Source organism: Pseudomonas sp. Z1-29 (genome assembly GCF_051131995.1).
Taxonomy (GTDB): domain Bacteria; phylum Pseudomonadota; class Gammaproteobacteria; order Pseudomonadales; family Pseudomonadaceae; genus Aquipseudomonas.
The window spans coordinates 5,066,091-5,081,581 of record NZ_CP071645.1 but is presented as its reverse complement, the minus strand read 5'-3'; the positions used below and the strand labels follow the sequence as shown (position 1 = coordinate 5,081,581).

The window sequence follows — 15,491 nt, the reverse complement described above, 5'->3', positions numbered from 1 at the left end:
GAGCCTGCTCGCGAAGGCGGTGTGTCAGTTGCGGTTGAAGTGTCTGACCCACCGTCTTCGCGAGCAGGCTCGCTCCCACAAGGGGTGCTGGCGAATCGCAGGTTTATGTCTACAGCCGGTCCCCGTGGAAGCCTGCTCGCAATGAAAGCGACTCGGTTTCTGCACCAACGGTGATCGTACAACCACGTTGCGCTATGATGCGTATTCAGCCGCTTGTCAAAATAGAGATACACCATGGAAAACCCGCTCAACGTCCCACGTCTTCCCCGCAAGCGCCGCAGCCTGGCGCAGGAGCTGGTGACGGTGCTGTCCGAGCAGATTCGCGACGGTCTGCTCAAGCGTGGCGATAAATTGCCCACCGAGTCGGCGATCATGGAGGCCCATGGCGTCAGCCGTACCGTGGTGCGCGAGGCGATTTCCCGTTTGCAGGCGGCAGGGCAAGTGGAAACCCGCCACGGCATCGGTACATTCGTGCTCGACACGCCGAGCCCGAGCGGCTTTCGCATCGACCCGGCGACGGTGGTCACCTTGCGTGACGTGCTGGCGATCCTGGAATTGCGCATCAGCCTGGAGGTGGAATCGGCCGGGCTGGCGGCGCAGCGGCGTAGCGACGAACAATTGGCAGCGATGCGCGCGGCGCTCGACGCCCTGAATGAAAGCGCGGCCCACGCCAGCGACGCGGTGGCCTCGGACTTCGCTTTCCATCTGGAAATCGCCTTGTCCACCGGCAACCGCTATTTCACCGACATCATGACCCACCTGGGCACCAGCATCATCCCGCGCACCCGGCTGAACTCGGCGCGCCTGGCCCATGATGACCAGCAGCACTACATGGATCGCCTGAGCCGCGAGCACGAAGAAATCTACGAAGCCATCGCCCGCAGGGACTCCGATGCGGCCCGCGCGGCCATGCGCCTGCACCTGACCAACAGCCGCGAGCGGCTGCGCCAGGCCCATGAAGAGGCGCAAGCACAAGGCTGACCTTCGCTGCTTTTCGTGGCGAGGGAGCTTGCTCCCGCTGGGCTGCGCAGCAGCCCCTCTCTATATGAGTGCTTCGCACTCAAGCGGGAGCAAGCTCCCTCGCCACGGAGGTCCCTGTGTTGGCTTCTGATTCAGCAGATAACCCACCTTACGGGGAGGACGGTTACTTCTCGATCTTCAACTTCACCGGGGCTGAATGGATGTCCTGGCTGGACTCGTTGGAAAACCGGTACTGCAATTCAACTTCCTTTCCGATATACCTTCTCAGCTCTTTCTCGGGCACGATCACCCGTAATCCCGTCAATTTAATCGGCCCTTGGTCGGGGTCGTCCCATCGGCCCGCGGGCACTTGTTCTCCTTCCCAATCGGGAATGTTATCGGCGCGAAGCGTCGGAAAAACCCACCAGTCGGCGGAAATCCCGTCGGCATCAGGGATCAAGACATTCAGGGTATTTCCCAAAGCCGACAAACTGATCGACAGGATGGGTGGGTCGAACATAGCCATGATCTAACTCCATGTAGTCTTGGCCGCGGCTGTTTTGCGGGCGGCTCATGTCAAAGATTGTTTGGGTTCGCAGTAATACCCTCTCAGCACTGCCGAGAAGGCACAACTGTCAGATCTGCTAGTGGTAATGAGCGCTCGGGTATGCCGCGCGCTGCCCTGGCCTCCCCGGCGGAAGAGGTCGCGCTCGGCCACAACACCTACCCACCGACGAAATTCAGTTGACGTTCAGATTTTAAGTTGTACGATGACCTACAACTTCTCACGAAGCTGAACCGCTTTCCTACAACACAACATTTGCGTCCAGGGTGTTCGAATAATGAATCCACAAGAACTGAAGTCCATCCTCTCGTCTGGCCTGCTGTCGTTCCCGGTCACCGATTTCACTGCCAATGGCGATTTCAATCGCGACAGCTACATCAAGCGCCTCGAGTGGCTGGCCCCGTATGGCGCCTCTGCGTTGTTCGCAGCGGGCGGCACCGGTGAATTCTTCTCCCTGGCCGCCAGTGAGTATTCGCAAGTCATCAAGACTGCCGTCGATACCTGCGCCACCAGCGTGCCAATCCTCGCCGGTGTTGGCGGTGCGACCCGCCAGGCCATCGAATACGCTCAGGAAGCCGAGCGTCTGGGTGCCAAGGGCTTGCTGCTGCTGCCACACTACCTGACTGAAGCCAGCCAGGACGGCGTTGCCGCCCACGTTGAAGCCGTGTGCAAATCGGTGAAGATCGGCGTGGTGGTCTACAACCGTAACGTCTGCCGCCTGAACGCCACCCAGCTGGAGCAGTTGGCTGAGCGTTGCCCGAACCTGATCGGCTACAAGGACGGGCTGGGCGATATCGAATTGATGGTGTCGATCCGTCGTCGCCTCGGCGATCGTTTCAGCTACCTGGGCGGCCTGCCGACCGCCGAAGTCTACGCCGCTGCCTACAAGGCGCTGGGCGTACCGGTCTACTCCTCGGCGGTGTTCAACTTCATCCCGAAAACCGCGATGGACTTCTACCACGCCATTGCCCGCGAAGATCACGAAACCGTTGGCAAGATCATCGACGATTTCTTCCTGCCGTACCTGGACATCCGCAACCGCAAGGCCGGTTACGCGGTGAGCATCGTCAAGGCCGGTGCGAAAATCGTCGGCTACGACGCGGGCCCTGTGCGCACGCCGCTGACCGACCTGCTGCCAGAAGAATACGAAGCCCTGGCCGCGCTGATCGACAAGCAAGGCAAGCAGTAACAGACCCGACAAAGCCGCTGAGCAATCAGCGGCTTTTTGCGTACAGGGACGCCCAGCGTTCCTAGACAGGTTTTGTAATAGGAGAAGCTCCGTGGCAGATTCAAAGCGTTTCGATAACTACATCAACGGTCAGTGGGTAGCCGGTGCCGACTATTGCACCAACATCAACCCGTCTGACTTGTCCGATGTCATCGGTGAATACGCCAAGGCTGACGCCGCTCAAGTCAATGCCGCCATCGACGCTGCTCGTGCTGCGTTCCCGGCCTGGTCGACCTCGGGTATCCAGGCCCGCCACGACGCGTTGGATAAAGTTGGCAGCGAAATTCTCGCCCGCCGCGAAGAACTCGGCCAGTTGCTGGCCCGGGAAGAGGGCAAGACCCTGCCCGAAGCCATCGGCGAAGTGACTCGCGCCGGCAATATTTTCAAATTCTTCGCCGGCGAGTGCCTGCGCCTGTCGGGCGATTACGTGCCGTCGGTGCGTCCGGGCGTCAACGTTGAAGTCACTCGTGAAGCCCTTGGTGTGGTTGGCCTGATCACCCCGTGGAACTTCCCGATCGCTATTCCCGCATGGAAAATCGCCCCGGCCCTGGCCTACGGCAACTGCGTGGTGATCAAGCCCGCCGAGCTGGTGCCGGGCTGTGCCTGGGCCTTGGCCGAAATCATTTCCCGCGCCGGTTTCCCGGCCGGTGCGTTCAACCTGGTCATGGGCAGCGGCCGCGTGGTCGGTGAAGTCCTGGTCAACAGCCCCAAAGTCGACGGCATCAGCTTCACAGGTTCCGTGGGCGTGGGCCGGCAGATCGCGGTCAACTGCGTGTCGCGCCAGGCCAAGGTGCAGTTGGAAATGGGCGGCAAGAACCCGCAAATCATCCTCGACGACGCCGATCTCAAGCAGGCCGTCGAGCTGGCGGTGCAGAGCGCGTTCTACTCCACCGGCCAGCGTTGCACCGCGTCGAGCCGCCTGATCGTCACCGCCGGTATCCACGACCAGTTCGTCGCGGCGATGGCCGAGCGCATGAAGTCGATCAAGGTCGGTCATGCATTGAAGGCCGGCACCGATATCGGCCCGGTGGTCTCCGAGGCCCAGCTCAGCCAGGACTTGAAGTACATCGACATCGGCCAGAGCGAAGGTGCGCGGCTGGTCAGCGGTGGTGGTGTGGTGACCTGCGACACCGAAGGTTATTTCCTGGCGCCGACGCTGTTCGCCGACAGTGAAGCCTCGATGCGCATCAGCCGTGAAGAAATCTTCGGCCCGGTCGCCAACGTCGTGCGCGTGGCTGACTACGAGGCGGCGCTGGCGATGGCCAACGACACCGAGTTCGGCCTGTCGGCCGGTATCGCTACCACCTCGTTGAAGTACGCCAACCACTTCAAGCGCCATTCCCAGGCGGGCATGGTGATGGTCAACCTGCCAACCGCCGGCGTGGATTATCACGTGCCGTTCGGCGGGCGCAAAGGTTCGTCCTATGGTTCGCGCGAGCAAGGCCGCTACGCACAAGAATTCTACACCGTGGTGAAGACCTCCTACATCGGCTCGTAATACGCAACACCGGACGGCGCCGGGCTCCGGCGCCGACCGTACAATTTGATTTCCCGCATAAAAATAAATAGTGGAAGTAGATTACATGCAAGAGACCAAGCCGACGCACGTCCGCTATTTGATCCTGCTCATGCTGTTTTTGGTGACGACGATCAACTATGCCGACCGTGCCACCATCGCCATCGCTGGTTCCAGCCTGCAAAAAGACCTCGGCATCGATGCCGTCACCCTCGGTTATATCTTCTCCGCCTTCGGCTGGGCCTACGTGGCCGGGCAGATTCCTGGCGGCTGGCTGCTCGACCGTTTCGGTTCGAAAAAAATCTATGCCCTGAGCATTTTCACCTGGTCGTTGTTCACCGTGCTGCAAGGCTATGTCGGTGAATTCGGCATGTCCACGGCGGTGGTGGCGCTGTTCATGCTGCGCTTCCTGGTCGGGCTGGCCGAAGCGCCTTCCTTCCCGGGTAACGCCCGTATCGTCGCGGCCTGGTTCCCCACCGCGGAACGCGGCACCGCCTCGGCGATCTTCAACTCGGCGCAGTATTTCGCCACCGTACTGTTCGCACCGCTGATGGGCTGGATCGTCTACCGCTTCGGCTGGCAGCACGTGTTCATCGTGATGGGCGTGATCGGTATCGTGTTCTCGCTGGTCTGGCTGAAAGTGATCTACAGCCCGCGCCAGCACCCGATGATCAACGAGGCCGAGTTCAATCACATCGCGTCCAACGGCGCGATGGTCGACATGGACCAAGACAAGGGCAAGGAAAAGAAAGCCGATGGTCCGAAGTGGGATTACATCCGCCAGTTGCTGACCAACCGCATGATGCTCGGCGTGTACCTGGGCCAATACTGCATCAACGGCATCACCTACTTCTTCCTCACCTGGTTCCCGGTGTACCTGGTGCAGGAACGCGGCATGACCATCCTCAAGGCCGGTTTCATCGCGTCCTTGCCAGCCATCTGCGGCTTTATCGGCGGCGTGCTTGGCGGGGTGATTTCCGACTACCTGCTGCGCAAGGGCCACTCGCTGACCTTCGCCCGCAAGGCGCCGATCATTGCCGGCCTGCTGGTGTCCAGCAGCATCGTGGCGTGCAACTACGTGGACATCGAATGGATGGTGGTGGGCTTCATGGCCCTGGCCTTCTTCGGTAAAGGCGTCGGTGCATTGGGCTGGGCCGTGGTCTCCGACACTTCGCCAAAACAGATCGCCGGCTTGAGCGGTGGCCTGTTCAACACCTTCGGCAACCTGGCGTCGATTACCACGCCAATCGTCATCGGCTACATCATCAGCTCCACCGGTTCGTTCAAGTGGGCGCTGGTGTTTGTCGGTTGCAACGCGCTGATGGCGGTGTTCAGCTACCTGGTTATCGTGGGCCCGATCAAGCGTGTCGTGCTCAAGGAACCAACGGCCAGGGATGCCGACATTTCCAGCCTGTCTGAAGCCAAATCCTGAGGAGCGGCGTCGATGAATCTGATTGAACATGCCGATTCGCCCCGTTACATCCGCCTGCATGAGCGGGACAACGTAGTGATCGTCGTCAACGACCAAGGCGTACCGGCCGGGACTGAATTCCCGGACGGCCTGGTTACCGTCGACTTCGTGCCGCAAAGCCACAAAGTCACCCTGGAGGATATTCCCGAGGGCGGCGAGGTGATTCGCTACGGCCAGGTCATTGGCTACGCGCTGCAGCCGATCCCGCGTGGCAGCTGGGTCAAGGAAGACCAGTTGCGCATGCCTACCGCGCCACCGCTGGACAGCCTGCCGCTGTCCACCGATGTGCCGGCCGCCGATGCGCCGCTTGAGGGCTACACCTTCGAAGGTTATCGCAATGCCGACGGTACCGTCGGCACGCGCAACATCCTAGGTATCACCACCACGGTGCAGTGTGTGACCGGCGTGCTGGACCATGCGGTCAAGCGCATCAAGGATGAGCTGCTGCCCAAGTACCCGAACGTCGATGACGTGGTGGCGCTGACCCACAGCTACGGCTGTGGCGTGGCGATCACCGCCACCGATGCCTATATCCCGATTCGCACCGTGCGCAACCTGGCGCGCAACCCGAACCTGGGCGGCGAGGCGCTGGTGATCAGCCTGGGCTGCGAGAAATTGCAGGCCGGGCAGGTCATGCACGAGGGCGACAGTTCGGTGGATCTCAGCGAGCCATGGTTGTATCGCTTGCAGGACTCCAGCCACGGTTTCACCGAAATGATCGAGCAGATCATGGAACTGGCCGAGACCCGTCTGAAGAAACTCGACCAGCGCCGTCGCGAAACCGTGCCGGCCTCGGAGCTGATCCTGGGCATGCAATGCGGCGGCAGCGATGCGTTTTCCGGCATCACCGCGAACCCGGCCCTGGGCTACGCCTCGGATTTGCTGCTGCGGGCCGGTGCGACGGTGATGTTCTCCGAAGTCACCGAAGTGCGCGATGCGATCTACCTGCTGACGTCCCGGGCGCAAACCCGTGAAGTCGCCGAGGAGCTGGTGCGCGAGATGGACTGGTACGACCGCTATCTGGCCAAGGGCGAAGCCGATCGCAGCGCCAACACCACGCCGGGCAACAAGAAGGGCGGGCTGTCGAACATCGTCGAGAAATCCCTGGGCTCGATCGTCAAGTCCGGCAGCAGCGCGATCAACGGCGTGCTCGGCCCGGGCGAGCGCTTCAAGCAGAAGGGCTTGATCTTCTGCGCCACGCCGGCCAGCGATTTTGTCTGCGGTACGCTGCAACTGGCAGCGGGGATGAACCTGCATGTGTTCACCACCGGACGCGGTACGCCGTACGGTTTAGCGATGGCGCCGGTGGTGAAGGTCTCGACCCGCACCGAACTGGCCCAACGCTGGCCGGACCTGATCGACATCGACGCCGGCCGGATCGCCACCGGGCGTGCAAGCATCGAAGAGCTGGGCTGGGAGCTGTTCCACTACTACCTGGATGTGGCCAGCGGCAAGAAACAGACCTGGGCCGAGCGGCACAAGCTGTACAACGACATCACGCTGTTCAACCCCGCGCCGATTACCTGATGATTTCGTGACCGGTTGGGATCCAGTGTGGGAGCGAGCCTGCTCGCGAAGGCGGTGGGTCAGCTTGCATTGATGCTGGATGTGCCGGCCTCTTCGCGAGCAAGCTCGCTCCCACAGTGGGATGTGGTGCATCTGGATTCTGTGTTTATCGCAGAGCAAATGTGGGAACGGGCTTGCCCGCGAAGGCGGTGGGTCAGCTTGCATTGATGCTGGGTGTGCCGGCCTCTTCGCGAGCAGGCTCGCTCCCACAGTGGGATGTGGTGCATCTGGATTCTGTGTTTATCGCAGAGCAAATGTGGGAACGGGCTTGCCCGCGAAGGCGGTGGGTCAGCTTGCATTGATGCTGGATGTGCCGGCCTCTTCGCGAGCAAGCTCGCTCCCACAGGGGTAGGTGGTGCATTTGGATTTTGTGTTCATCGCGGAATAAAGGTGGGAGCGAGCCTGCTCGCGAAGAGGCTTCACCAGACGCCAACGCCGTGAGTGGCTATCATTAGCCACCTAACGACACTCCTTCTCAAGGTCCCCCGGCATGCTGGCAATTTTCCTCGAAACCCTGAACATCACCGCGCCGGTGTTTGCCATGCTGTTTCTGGGGACGCTGCTCAAGCGTATCAATTGGATCAACGACAACTTCATCTACATCGCCTCGTCGCTGGTGTTCAACGTCACCATGCCGGCGCTGTTGTTCCTCGGCATTCTGCATGCCGATCTGCATGCGGCGTTGCAGCCGGACCTGCTGATCTATTTCTCGATCGCCACCCTGGCGAGTTTTGCCATGGCCTGGGGCTGGGCGATCTGGCGTTGCCCGCGTGAAGATCGCGGTATCTACACTCAGGGCGCGTTTCGTGGCAACAACGGGGTAATCGGCCTGGCGCTGGCGGCAAGCATGTACGGTGACTACGGGATTTCCCTGGGCGCGATTCTCGCGGCGCTGGTGATCCTGTTCTACAACACCTTGTCGACCATCGTGTTGGCGGTCTACAGCCCGGTGATCAAGTCCGACCCATGGAGCATCTGCAAAAGCGTGATCAGCAACCCGCTGATCATCAGCGTGCTCGCCGCCGCGCCGTTCGCCTATTGGCAAATCGGCCTGCCGAACTGGTTCGAGACCTCGGCCAGGTACTTGTCGCAAATGACCTTGCCCCTGGCGTTGATCTGCATCGGCGGCACGCTGTCGCTGGCGGCCTTGCGCAAGAGCGGCAAGATGGCCCTGAGTTCGAGCCTGGTGAAAATGGTCGGCCTGCCCCTGGTGACTACGTTGGGCGCCTGGCTGTGGGGCTTTCGCGGCGCCGAGTTGGGGATCCTGTTCCTGTACTTCGGCAGCCCCACCGCCGCCGCCAGCTTCGTCATGGCCCGCGCCGCGAATGGCAACCATGAGTTGGCGGCGGCAATCATCGTCATCACTACGCTGATGGCGGCGATTACCACCAACGTGGGGATTTTTGTGCTGCAGTGGGGTGGGTGGATCTAGCCTCGGATTTGCAGCGCTCTTTCGATCCATTCGCGAGCAGGCTCGCTCCCACAGGTGACTGCGATACCTCTGGTCCTTGTGGGAGCGAGCCCGCTCGCGAAGGCAATCCCACAGTCACTCAGGCTTCTGATAACTATCGATGACTTCCTGCGCCGCCCGAAACGCATCGATCGCCGCCGGCACGCCCGCGTACACCGCGCAATGCAGGAGTGCCTCACGAATCTCCTCTACCGTGCAGCCGTTGTTCAAGGCGCCGCGCACGTGGCCTTTGAGTTCCTGCGGGCATTTGAGGGCGGTGAGGGCGGCGAGGGTGATCAGGCTGCGGGTTTTCAGCGGCAGGCCTTCGCGGCTCCAGACGCTGCCCCAGGCGTGCTCGTTGACGAAATCCTGCAGTGGCTGGGTAAATTCGGTGGCGTTGCCCAGGGCGCGATCGACGAAGGCGTCGCCCATCACCTGGCGACGCATGTCGAGGCCGGTCTTCGGGGTGTTGGTCATGGCAAATCCCTCTTGTGGTGTTGGCGGCGCCAGGCGCGCACGGAAGTGAACAGCAAGAACGCCAGCAGCGCCGGCAGCACGTAGAACAGCATCAGCCGTTCCAGTTGGCCGGCCAGGGGCATGCCGGTGGTGAACGACACCACGTGCAGCCCGTAGGCCAGGTACAAGCCCAGCAACAGCAGCCCTTCGGCGCGGGTGACGCGGTAGCCGGAATAGAATACCGGCAGGCACAGCACCGCCACGCCGAGCATTACCGGCAGGTCGAAGTCCAGGGCATTGGGCGAGACCGAGAGCGGCGAAGGGGCGGCGAGGGCGGTCACGCCGAGTACGCCCAGCAGGTTGAACAGGTTGCTGCCGATCACGTTGCCTACCGCAATGTCCCGCTGGCCGCGCAGTGCGGCGATCAGTGAGGTGGCGAGTTCCGGCAGCGAGGTGCTGACGGCGACGATGGTCAGGCCGATGATGCGCTCCGACAGTCCCAGGTCCGTCGCCACTTCCACTGCGGCGCCCAGTAACAGGTGCCCGGCGAAAACCAGCATGGCCAGGCCCGACGCGATCATCACCAGGCTTTTGGGCCAGGCCATGTCGACCACTTCGCCCAGCGGATGCGGTCGTCCCGAATGCCGGGACTGGCGCAGCAGCAGCGCCAGGTACACCGCCAGGGCTATCAGCAGCAGCGCTCCGTCCAGTCGGCTCAGCTCTTCGTTCCAGGCCAGTACGAAAACCAGCAGGCACGCGCCGATCATCAGCGGGATGTCCAGGCGCACCAGTTGTCGCGAGACGCGCAACGGAATGATCAGCGCCGACAGGCCCAGAGTCACGAGGAGGTTGAAAATCGTGCTGCCGATGACGCTGCCCACGGCGATGTCGGCGTTTTGCGCCAGGGTCGCCTGCAGGCTGACGGCCATCTGTGGCGCGCTGCTGCCGAAGGCGACGACGGTCAGGCCGATGATCAGCGGACGCACCTGCAAGCGCGCCGCCAGGCCGACAGCGGCACGCACCAGCAGCTCGGCGCCGGCGATCAGCAACAGCAAGGCGCCGAGCAATTCGATCAGGCTGAGCAGGGATAAAGCGTTGATCAGGGAAATGGCCGGACTCCGTCTGTCAGTCGTCGAGGGCTTGTACGCGCACCCGCGCGGTACCGCTACGCAGCATGCCCAACTGTTCGGCAGCGGCGCGCGATACATCGATCAGTCGGCCGCGTGAATACGGACCACGGTCGTTGATGCGGACCACGACGCTGTCGTTGTTTTTCAGGTTGGTGATTTTCACCCGGGTGCCGAACGGCAACTGGCGATGAGCGGCGGTCAGGCCGTGCTGGTCAAAACGTTCGCCGCTGGCGGTGCGTTTGCCGTGGTGCCGGGAACCGTAATAGGAGGCGACGCCGGTCTGGTCGTAGCCGTTTGGATCGACCGTCCCGCTCTGGCTGGCACAGCCGGCCAGCAGGGACAGCAGCGCGCAGGCGCCGAGGAGACGCTTCATGTAGGGGGGTTCCACATCAGTGTGGTTGTGAAAGTTGTTGTGGCGAGGGAGCTTGCTCCCGCTGGGCTGCGCAGCAGCCCCCTGAATCTGGCAGCAGATTGTTGGGGGCCGCTTCGCGACCCAGCGGGAGCAAGCTCCCTCGCCACAGGGGGGTGAGCCAGATTGGAAGACTGGCTCCATGGCCATCAGCCCTCGAGCTTGCTTTTTAGCAGTTCGTTGACCTGTTGCGGGTTGGCCTTGCCCTTGGAGGCTTTCATGGCCTGGCCGACGAAGAAGCCGAACATCTTGCCGCGCTTGGCTTCGTCCGCCGCGCGGTACTGTTCGACCTGCTCGGCATTGGCCGCGAGCATTTCATCAAGCACGGCGCTGATCGCACCGGTGTCGGTGACCTGTTTCAAGCCGCGCTTCTCGATGATCTCGTCGGCGCTGCCTTCGCCATTGGCCATGGCTTCGAAGACCATCTTGGCGATCTTGCCGGAAATGGTGTTGTCCTTGATCCGCAACAGCATGCTGCCCAGTTGCTCGGCCGAGACCGGCGACTCGTCGATTTCCAGGCCCTGCTTGTTCAACAGGCTGCCCAGTTCGACCATCACCCAGTTGGCCGCCAGCTTGGCGTCGCCGCCGATGCTCACGACTTTCTCGAAGTAATCGGCCTGTTCGCGGCTGGTGGCCAGGACGTTCGCGTCATAGCTCGACAGCCCGAACTGCGCCTGGAAGCGCTCGCGCTTTTGCGGCGGCAGTTCCGGCAGGGTGGCGCGCACTTCGTCGAGGAAGGAGTTCTCGATGACCACCGGCAGCAGGTCCGGATCGGGGAAGTAACGGTAGTCGTTGGCTTCCTCCTTGCTGCGCATCGGACGGGTCTCGTCCTTGTTCGGATCGTACAGGCGCGTCTGCTGGATGACCTTGCCGCCGTCCTCGATCAGTTCGATCTGGCGCTGGATCTCGCTGTTGATCGCCTTCTCGATGAAGCGGAACGAGTTGACGTTCTTGATCTCGCAGCGGGTGCCGAACTCGGTCTGGCCCTTGGGCCGGATCGACACGTTGCAGTCGCAGCGCAGCGAGCCTTCGGCCATGTTGCCGTCGCAGATGCCCAGGTAGCGCACCAATGCGTGGATCGCCTTGACGTAGGCCACGGCTTCCTTGGCGCTGCGCATGTCCGGCTCGGAGACGATTTCCAGCAGCGGCGTGCCGGCACGGTTCAGGTCGATGCCGGTGGCGCCGTTGAATTCTTCGTGCAGGCTCTTGCCGGCGTCTTCTTCCAGGTGCGCACGGGTGATGCCGACGCGCTTGACCGTGCCGTCTTCCAGGGCGATGTCCAGGTGGCCCTTGCCGACGATCGGCAGTTCCATCTGGCTGATCTGGTAGCCCTTGGGCAGGTCCGGGTAGAAGTAGTTCTTGCGGGCGAACACGTTGTGCTGGCCGATCTCGGCGTCGATCGCCAGGCCGAACATCACCGCCATGCGCACCGCTTCGGCGTTGAGCACCGGCAATACGCCGGGCATGCCCAGGTCTACCAGGCTGGCCTGGGTGTTGGGCTCGGAACCGAACGTGGTCGAGCTACCGGAAAAGATTTTCGATCGGGTGGTGAGCTGGGTATGAATCTCCAGCCCGATCACGACTTCCCATTGCATGTGTTTCTCCTCAGAAGCCGGTTGGGGTGCGGGTGTGCCAGTCGCTGTTCAACTGATACTGGTGCGCCACGTTGAGCAGGCGGCCTTCCTGGAAATACGGCGCGAGCAGCTGCACGCCCACCGGCAGGCCATCGACGAAGCCGGCCGGCATGGACAGGCCCGGCAAGCCGGCGAGGTTGGCGGTGATGGTGTAGACGTCTTCCAGGTACTCGGCGACCGGGTCGCTGTTCTTGGCGCCGAGCTTCCAGGCCGGGTTCGGCGTGGTCGGGCCGAGGATGATGTCGACCTCGTTGAAGGCGGCCATGAAGTCGTTTTTCACCAGGCGGCGGATTTTCTGCGCCTTGAGGTAGTAGGCGTCGTAGTAGCCGGCGGACAACGCGTAGGCGCCGACCATGATCCGGCGCTGCACTTCGGCGCCGAAGCCTTCGCCACGGGAACGCTTGTACAGGTCGACCAGGTTCTGCGGGTTTTCGCAGCGATAGCCGAAGCGCACGCCGTCGAAGCGCGACAGGTTCGAGGAGGCTTCCGCCGGGGCGATCACGTAATACGCCGGAATCGCGTGCTGCATGTTCGGCAGGCTGATTTCCTTGATCACCGCGCCGAGCTTTTCCAGCGCCTTGACGCTGTTGTGAACCAGTTCGGCGATGCGCGGATCGAGGCCGGCACCGAAGTATTCCTTCGGCACGCCGATCCGCAGGCCTTGCAGCGAGCCGTTGAGGCTGGCGCTGTAGTCCGGCACCGGTTCATCGATGCTGGTGGAATCGTTCGGGTCGAACCCGGCCATGCCTTGCAGCAGGATTGCGCAGTCTTCGGCGGTGCGTGCCAGCGGGCCACCCTGGTCGAGGCTGGAGGCGTAGGCGATCATGCCCCAGCGCGAGACGCGGCCGTAGGTCGGCTTGAGGCCGGTGAGGTTGGTGAACGCCGCCGGCTGGCGAATCGAGCCGCCGGTGTCGGTGGCGGTGGCCGCCGGCAACAGGCGCGCAGCCACGGCGGCAGCGGAACCACCGGACGAACCGCCCGGTACGTGTTCCAGGTTCCAGGGGTTTTTCACCGCGCCGTAGTAGCTGGATTCGTTGGCCGAACCCATGGCGAATTCGTCCATGTTGGTCTTGCCCAGCGTCACGGCGCCAGCGGCGGCCAGCTTGGCGACCACGGTGGCGTCGTACGGGGCCTTGAAGTTGTCGAGCATCTTCGAGCCGCAACTGGTGCGGATGCCCTGGGTGCAGAACAGGTCCTTGTGGGCGATCGGCGCGCCGAGCAGGGCGCCGCTCTCACCGTTGGCGCGACGGGCGTCGGCGGCCTTGGCCTGGCTCAGGGCCAGTTCTTCGGTGAGGCTGATGAAGCTGTTGAGCTGCGGGTCGAGCTGGGCAATGCGCGCCAGCAGGGCCTTGGTCAGCTCTTCGGAGGAAAATTTCTTGTCGGCGAGTCCGCGGGCGATCTCGGCCAGGGTCATGTGATGCATGAGAGGCTCTTTCCCTTTAGTCGATGACTTTCGGAACCAGGTACAGGCCGTTTTCGACCGCCGGTGCGATGGCCTGGTAGGCCTCGCGGTTATCGGACTCGGTGACGACGTCGGCGCGCAGGCGCTGGCTGGCTTCCAGTGGGTGGGCCAGCGGCTCGATACCGTCGGTGTCGACCGCCTGCATCTCGTCGACCAGCCCTAGAATGCTGTTCAGGGCAGAAGTAATGTGTGGAAGATCGGCTTCATTGAGGCCCAGACAGGCCAGATGAGCGATTTTTTCCACGTCGGAGCGTTCAAGCGCCATGGGATTCTCCAGTGGAAAACAAAACGGACGCAGTCTGTCCGTGTGTTAGATTGTCGGAACACTACCGCATTTCTACGGCCCTACGGCCGCGATCTCGGGGTTTGGTGCACAGAAAAGCGGCCAATTTAACATATTGGCGCCTTGCCCAAAATCCCTGTCGTTGTTAGAGTTTGCCGCACTTTTTTACCCACGCGTTGCCTAGGGTCCCTTTCCCATGTTCAAGAAACTGCGTGGCATGTTTTCCAGCGATCTTTCCATCGACCTGGGCACTGCCAACACCCTTATTTACGTGCGCGAGCGCGGTATCGTCCTGAATGAACCCTCGGTCGTGGCCATCCGCACCCACGGTAACCAGAAAAGTGTCGTGGCTGTCGGTACTGAAGCCAAGCGCATGCTGGGCCGCACACCGGGCAACATTGCAGCCATTCGCCCGATGAAGGATGGCGTGATCGCCGACTTCAGCGTCTGCGAAAAGATGCTGCAGTATTTCATCAACAAGGTTCACGAAAACAGTTTCCTGCAGCCCAGCCCTCGCGTGCTGATCTGCGTGCCCTGCAAATCCACCCAGGTGGAGCGTCGCGCCATCCGCGAATCGGCCCTCGGTGCCGGTGCCCGTGAAGTATTCCTGATCGAAGAGCCGATGGCCGCTGCCATCGGTGCCGGCCTGCCGGTGGAAGAAGCCCGCGGTTCGATGGTCGTCGATATCGGTGGCGGTACCACTGAAATCGCCTTGATCTCCCTGAATGGCGTGGTCTATGCCGAGTCCGTGCGTGTCGGCGGCGACCGTTTCGACGAAGCGATCATCACCTACGTGCGCCGCAACTACGGCAGCCTGATCGGCGAATCCACCGCCGAGCGCATCAAGCAGGAAATCGGCACCGCCTACCCGGGCGGCGAAGTGCGTGAAGTCGACGTGCGCGGCCGTAACCTGGCCGAAGGCGTTCCTCGCGCCTTCACCCTCAACTCCAACGAAGTGCTCGAGGCGCTGCAAGAGTCGCTGGCGACTATCGTGCAGGCGGTCAAGAGCGCCCTGGAGCAGTCGCCGCCGGAGCTGGCGTCGGACATCGCCGAGCGCGGCCTGGTGCTGACCGGTGGTGGTGCGCTGCTGCGTGACCTCGACAAGCTGCTGGCCCAGGAAACCGGCCTGCCGGTGATCGTCGCCGAAGACCCGCTGACGTGCGTTGCCCGCGGCGGTGGCCGTGCGCTGGAAATGATGGACAAGCACACCATGGACCTGCTTTCCAGCGAATAAGCTGGCGGGATCGTCTATGTTGTTCGCTTCCGGGCAGCACTTTGCAGTGCTGCCCGTTGGCGTTTATCTTCTGTCATTCGTATCCAGGCCGGTTGATGCCGTATGAATAAAGACAACATTTGCCTGG

General features: G+C 62.2%; 14 protein-coding genes. 7 read left to right on the top strand and 7 right to left on the bottom strand.

What is annotated here, in order from left to right:
* The first annotated feature begins 234 nt into the window (after positions 1-234).
* The gene (locus tag J3P84_RS23165; RefSeq protein WP_434626136.1) at positions 235-981 is read left to right on the top strand and encodes a FadR/GntR family transcriptional regulator; all 747 of its coding nucleotides are present in this window, start codon (positions 235-237) and stop codon (positions 979-981) included.
* Between the two features lie 163 nt (positions 982-1,144).
* On the opposite strand, the gene J3P84_RS23160 is transcribed toward J3P84_RS23165, so the two are convergent.
* Positions 1,145-1,486 carry a hypothetical protein gene (locus J3P84_RS23160; RefSeq protein ID WP_434626135.1) on the bottom strand — a complete coding sequence of 114 codons (342 nt, stop codon included), beginning with the start codon at positions 1,484-1,486 and terminating at the stop codon, positions 1,145-1,147.
* 316 nt (positions 1,487-1,802) lie between these two features.
* Between J3P84_RS23160 and kdgD the strand changes: the two genes are divergently transcribed.
* The 5 genes from kdgD to J3P84_RS23135 all read left to right on the top strand — a co-directional run bounded on the left by kdgD (position 1,803) and on the right by J3P84_RS23135 (position 8,738).
* Positions 1,803-2,714 (top strand): 5-dehydro-4-deoxyglucarate dehydratase, encoded by a 912-nt coding sequence (gene kdgD, locus J3P84_RS23155; protein ID WP_186613371.1) that lies wholly within the window; start codon positions 1,803-1,805, stop codon positions 2,712-2,714.
* A 91-nt stretch (positions 2,715-2,805) separates the two neighbouring features.
* Positions 2,806-4,251 carry an aldehyde dehydrogenase family protein gene (locus J3P84_RS23150; protein ID WP_434626134.1) on the top strand — a complete coding sequence of 482 codons (1,446 nt, stop codon included), beginning with the start codon at positions 2,806-2,808 and terminating at the stop codon, positions 4,249-4,251.
* Positions 4,252-4,336: 85 nt separating this feature from the next.
* On the top strand, positions 4,337-5,701 hold the full coding sequence (locus J3P84_RS23145) for an MFS transporter (protein ID WP_434626133.1): 1,365 nt from the start codon (positions 4,337-4,339) through the stop codon (positions 5,699-5,701).
* 12 nt (positions 5,702-5,713) lie between these two features.
* Positions 5,714-7,267: a galactarate dehydratase gene (gene garD, locus J3P84_RS23140; RefSeq protein WP_434626132.1), complete on the top strand. Its 1,554-nt coding sequence runs from the start codon at positions 5,714-5,716 to the stop codon at positions 7,265-7,267.
* A 529-nt stretch (positions 7,268-7,796) separates the two neighbouring features.
* Entirely contained in the window at positions 7,797-8,738 is a 942-nt protein-coding gene (locus J3P84_RS23135; protein ID WP_305496830.1) for an AEC family transporter, read from the top strand.
* Positions 8,739-8,852: 114 nt separating this feature from the next.
* On the opposite strand, the gene J3P84_RS23130 is transcribed toward J3P84_RS23135, so the two are convergent.
* The 6 genes from J3P84_RS23130 to gatC all read right to left on the bottom strand — a co-directional run bounded on the left by J3P84_RS23130 (position 8,853) and on the right by gatC (position 14,112).
* Complete coding sequence (locus J3P84_RS23130) at positions 8,853-9,233, bottom strand: carboxymuconolactone decarboxylase family protein (protein ID WP_434626131.1); 381 nt, start codon at positions 9,231-9,233, stop codon at positions 8,853-8,855.
* The gene (locus J3P84_RS23125) at positions 9,230-10,288 is read right to left on the bottom strand and encodes a calcium/sodium antiporter (RefSeq protein WP_434604992.1); all 1,059 of its coding nucleotides are present in this window, start codon (positions 10,286-10,288) and stop codon (positions 9,230-9,232) included. Before J3P84_RS23125 ends, J3P84_RS23130 begins: the two co-directional genes overlap by 4 nt.
* 49 nt (positions 10,289-10,337) lie before the next feature.
* Positions 10,338-10,715 (bottom strand): septal ring lytic transglycosylase RlpA family protein, encoded by a 378-nt coding sequence (locus J3P84_RS23120; protein WP_434626129.1) that lies wholly within the window; start codon positions 10,713-10,715, stop codon positions 10,338-10,340.
* 185 nt (positions 10,716-10,900) lie between these two features.
* Positions 10,901-12,346 carry an Asp-tRNA(Asn)/Glu-tRNA(Gln) amidotransferase subunit GatB gene (gatB, locus tag J3P84_RS23115; RefSeq protein WP_434569815.1) on the bottom strand — a complete coding sequence of 482 codons (1,446 nt, stop codon included), beginning with the start codon at positions 12,344-12,346 and terminating at the stop codon, positions 10,901-10,903.
* A 10-nt stretch (positions 12,347-12,356) separates the two neighbouring features.
* Positions 12,357-13,808, bottom strand: coding sequence for an Asp-tRNA(Asn)/Glu-tRNA(Gln) amidotransferase subunit GatA (gene gatA / locus J3P84_RS23110; RefSeq protein ID WP_434626126.1), 1,452 nt, complete (start codon positions 13,806-13,808; stop codon positions 12,357-12,359).
* 16 nt (positions 13,809-13,824) lie between these two features.
* Entirely contained in the window at positions 13,825-14,112 is a 288-nt protein-coding gene (gene gatC / locus J3P84_RS23105) for an Asp-tRNA(Asn)/Glu-tRNA(Gln) amidotransferase subunit GatC (protein ID WP_434626124.1), read from the bottom strand.
* A 214-nt stretch (positions 14,113-14,326) separates the two neighbouring features.
* Here gatC and mreB point away from each other — a divergent pair, with 214 nt between their 5' ends.
* Positions 14,327-15,364 (top strand): rod shape-determining protein MreB, encoded by a 1,038-nt coding sequence (mreB, locus tag J3P84_RS23100; RefSeq protein ID WP_002555108.1) that lies wholly within the window; start codon positions 14,327-14,329, stop codon positions 15,362-15,364.
* Positions 15,365-15,491 lie beyond the last annotated feature (127 nt).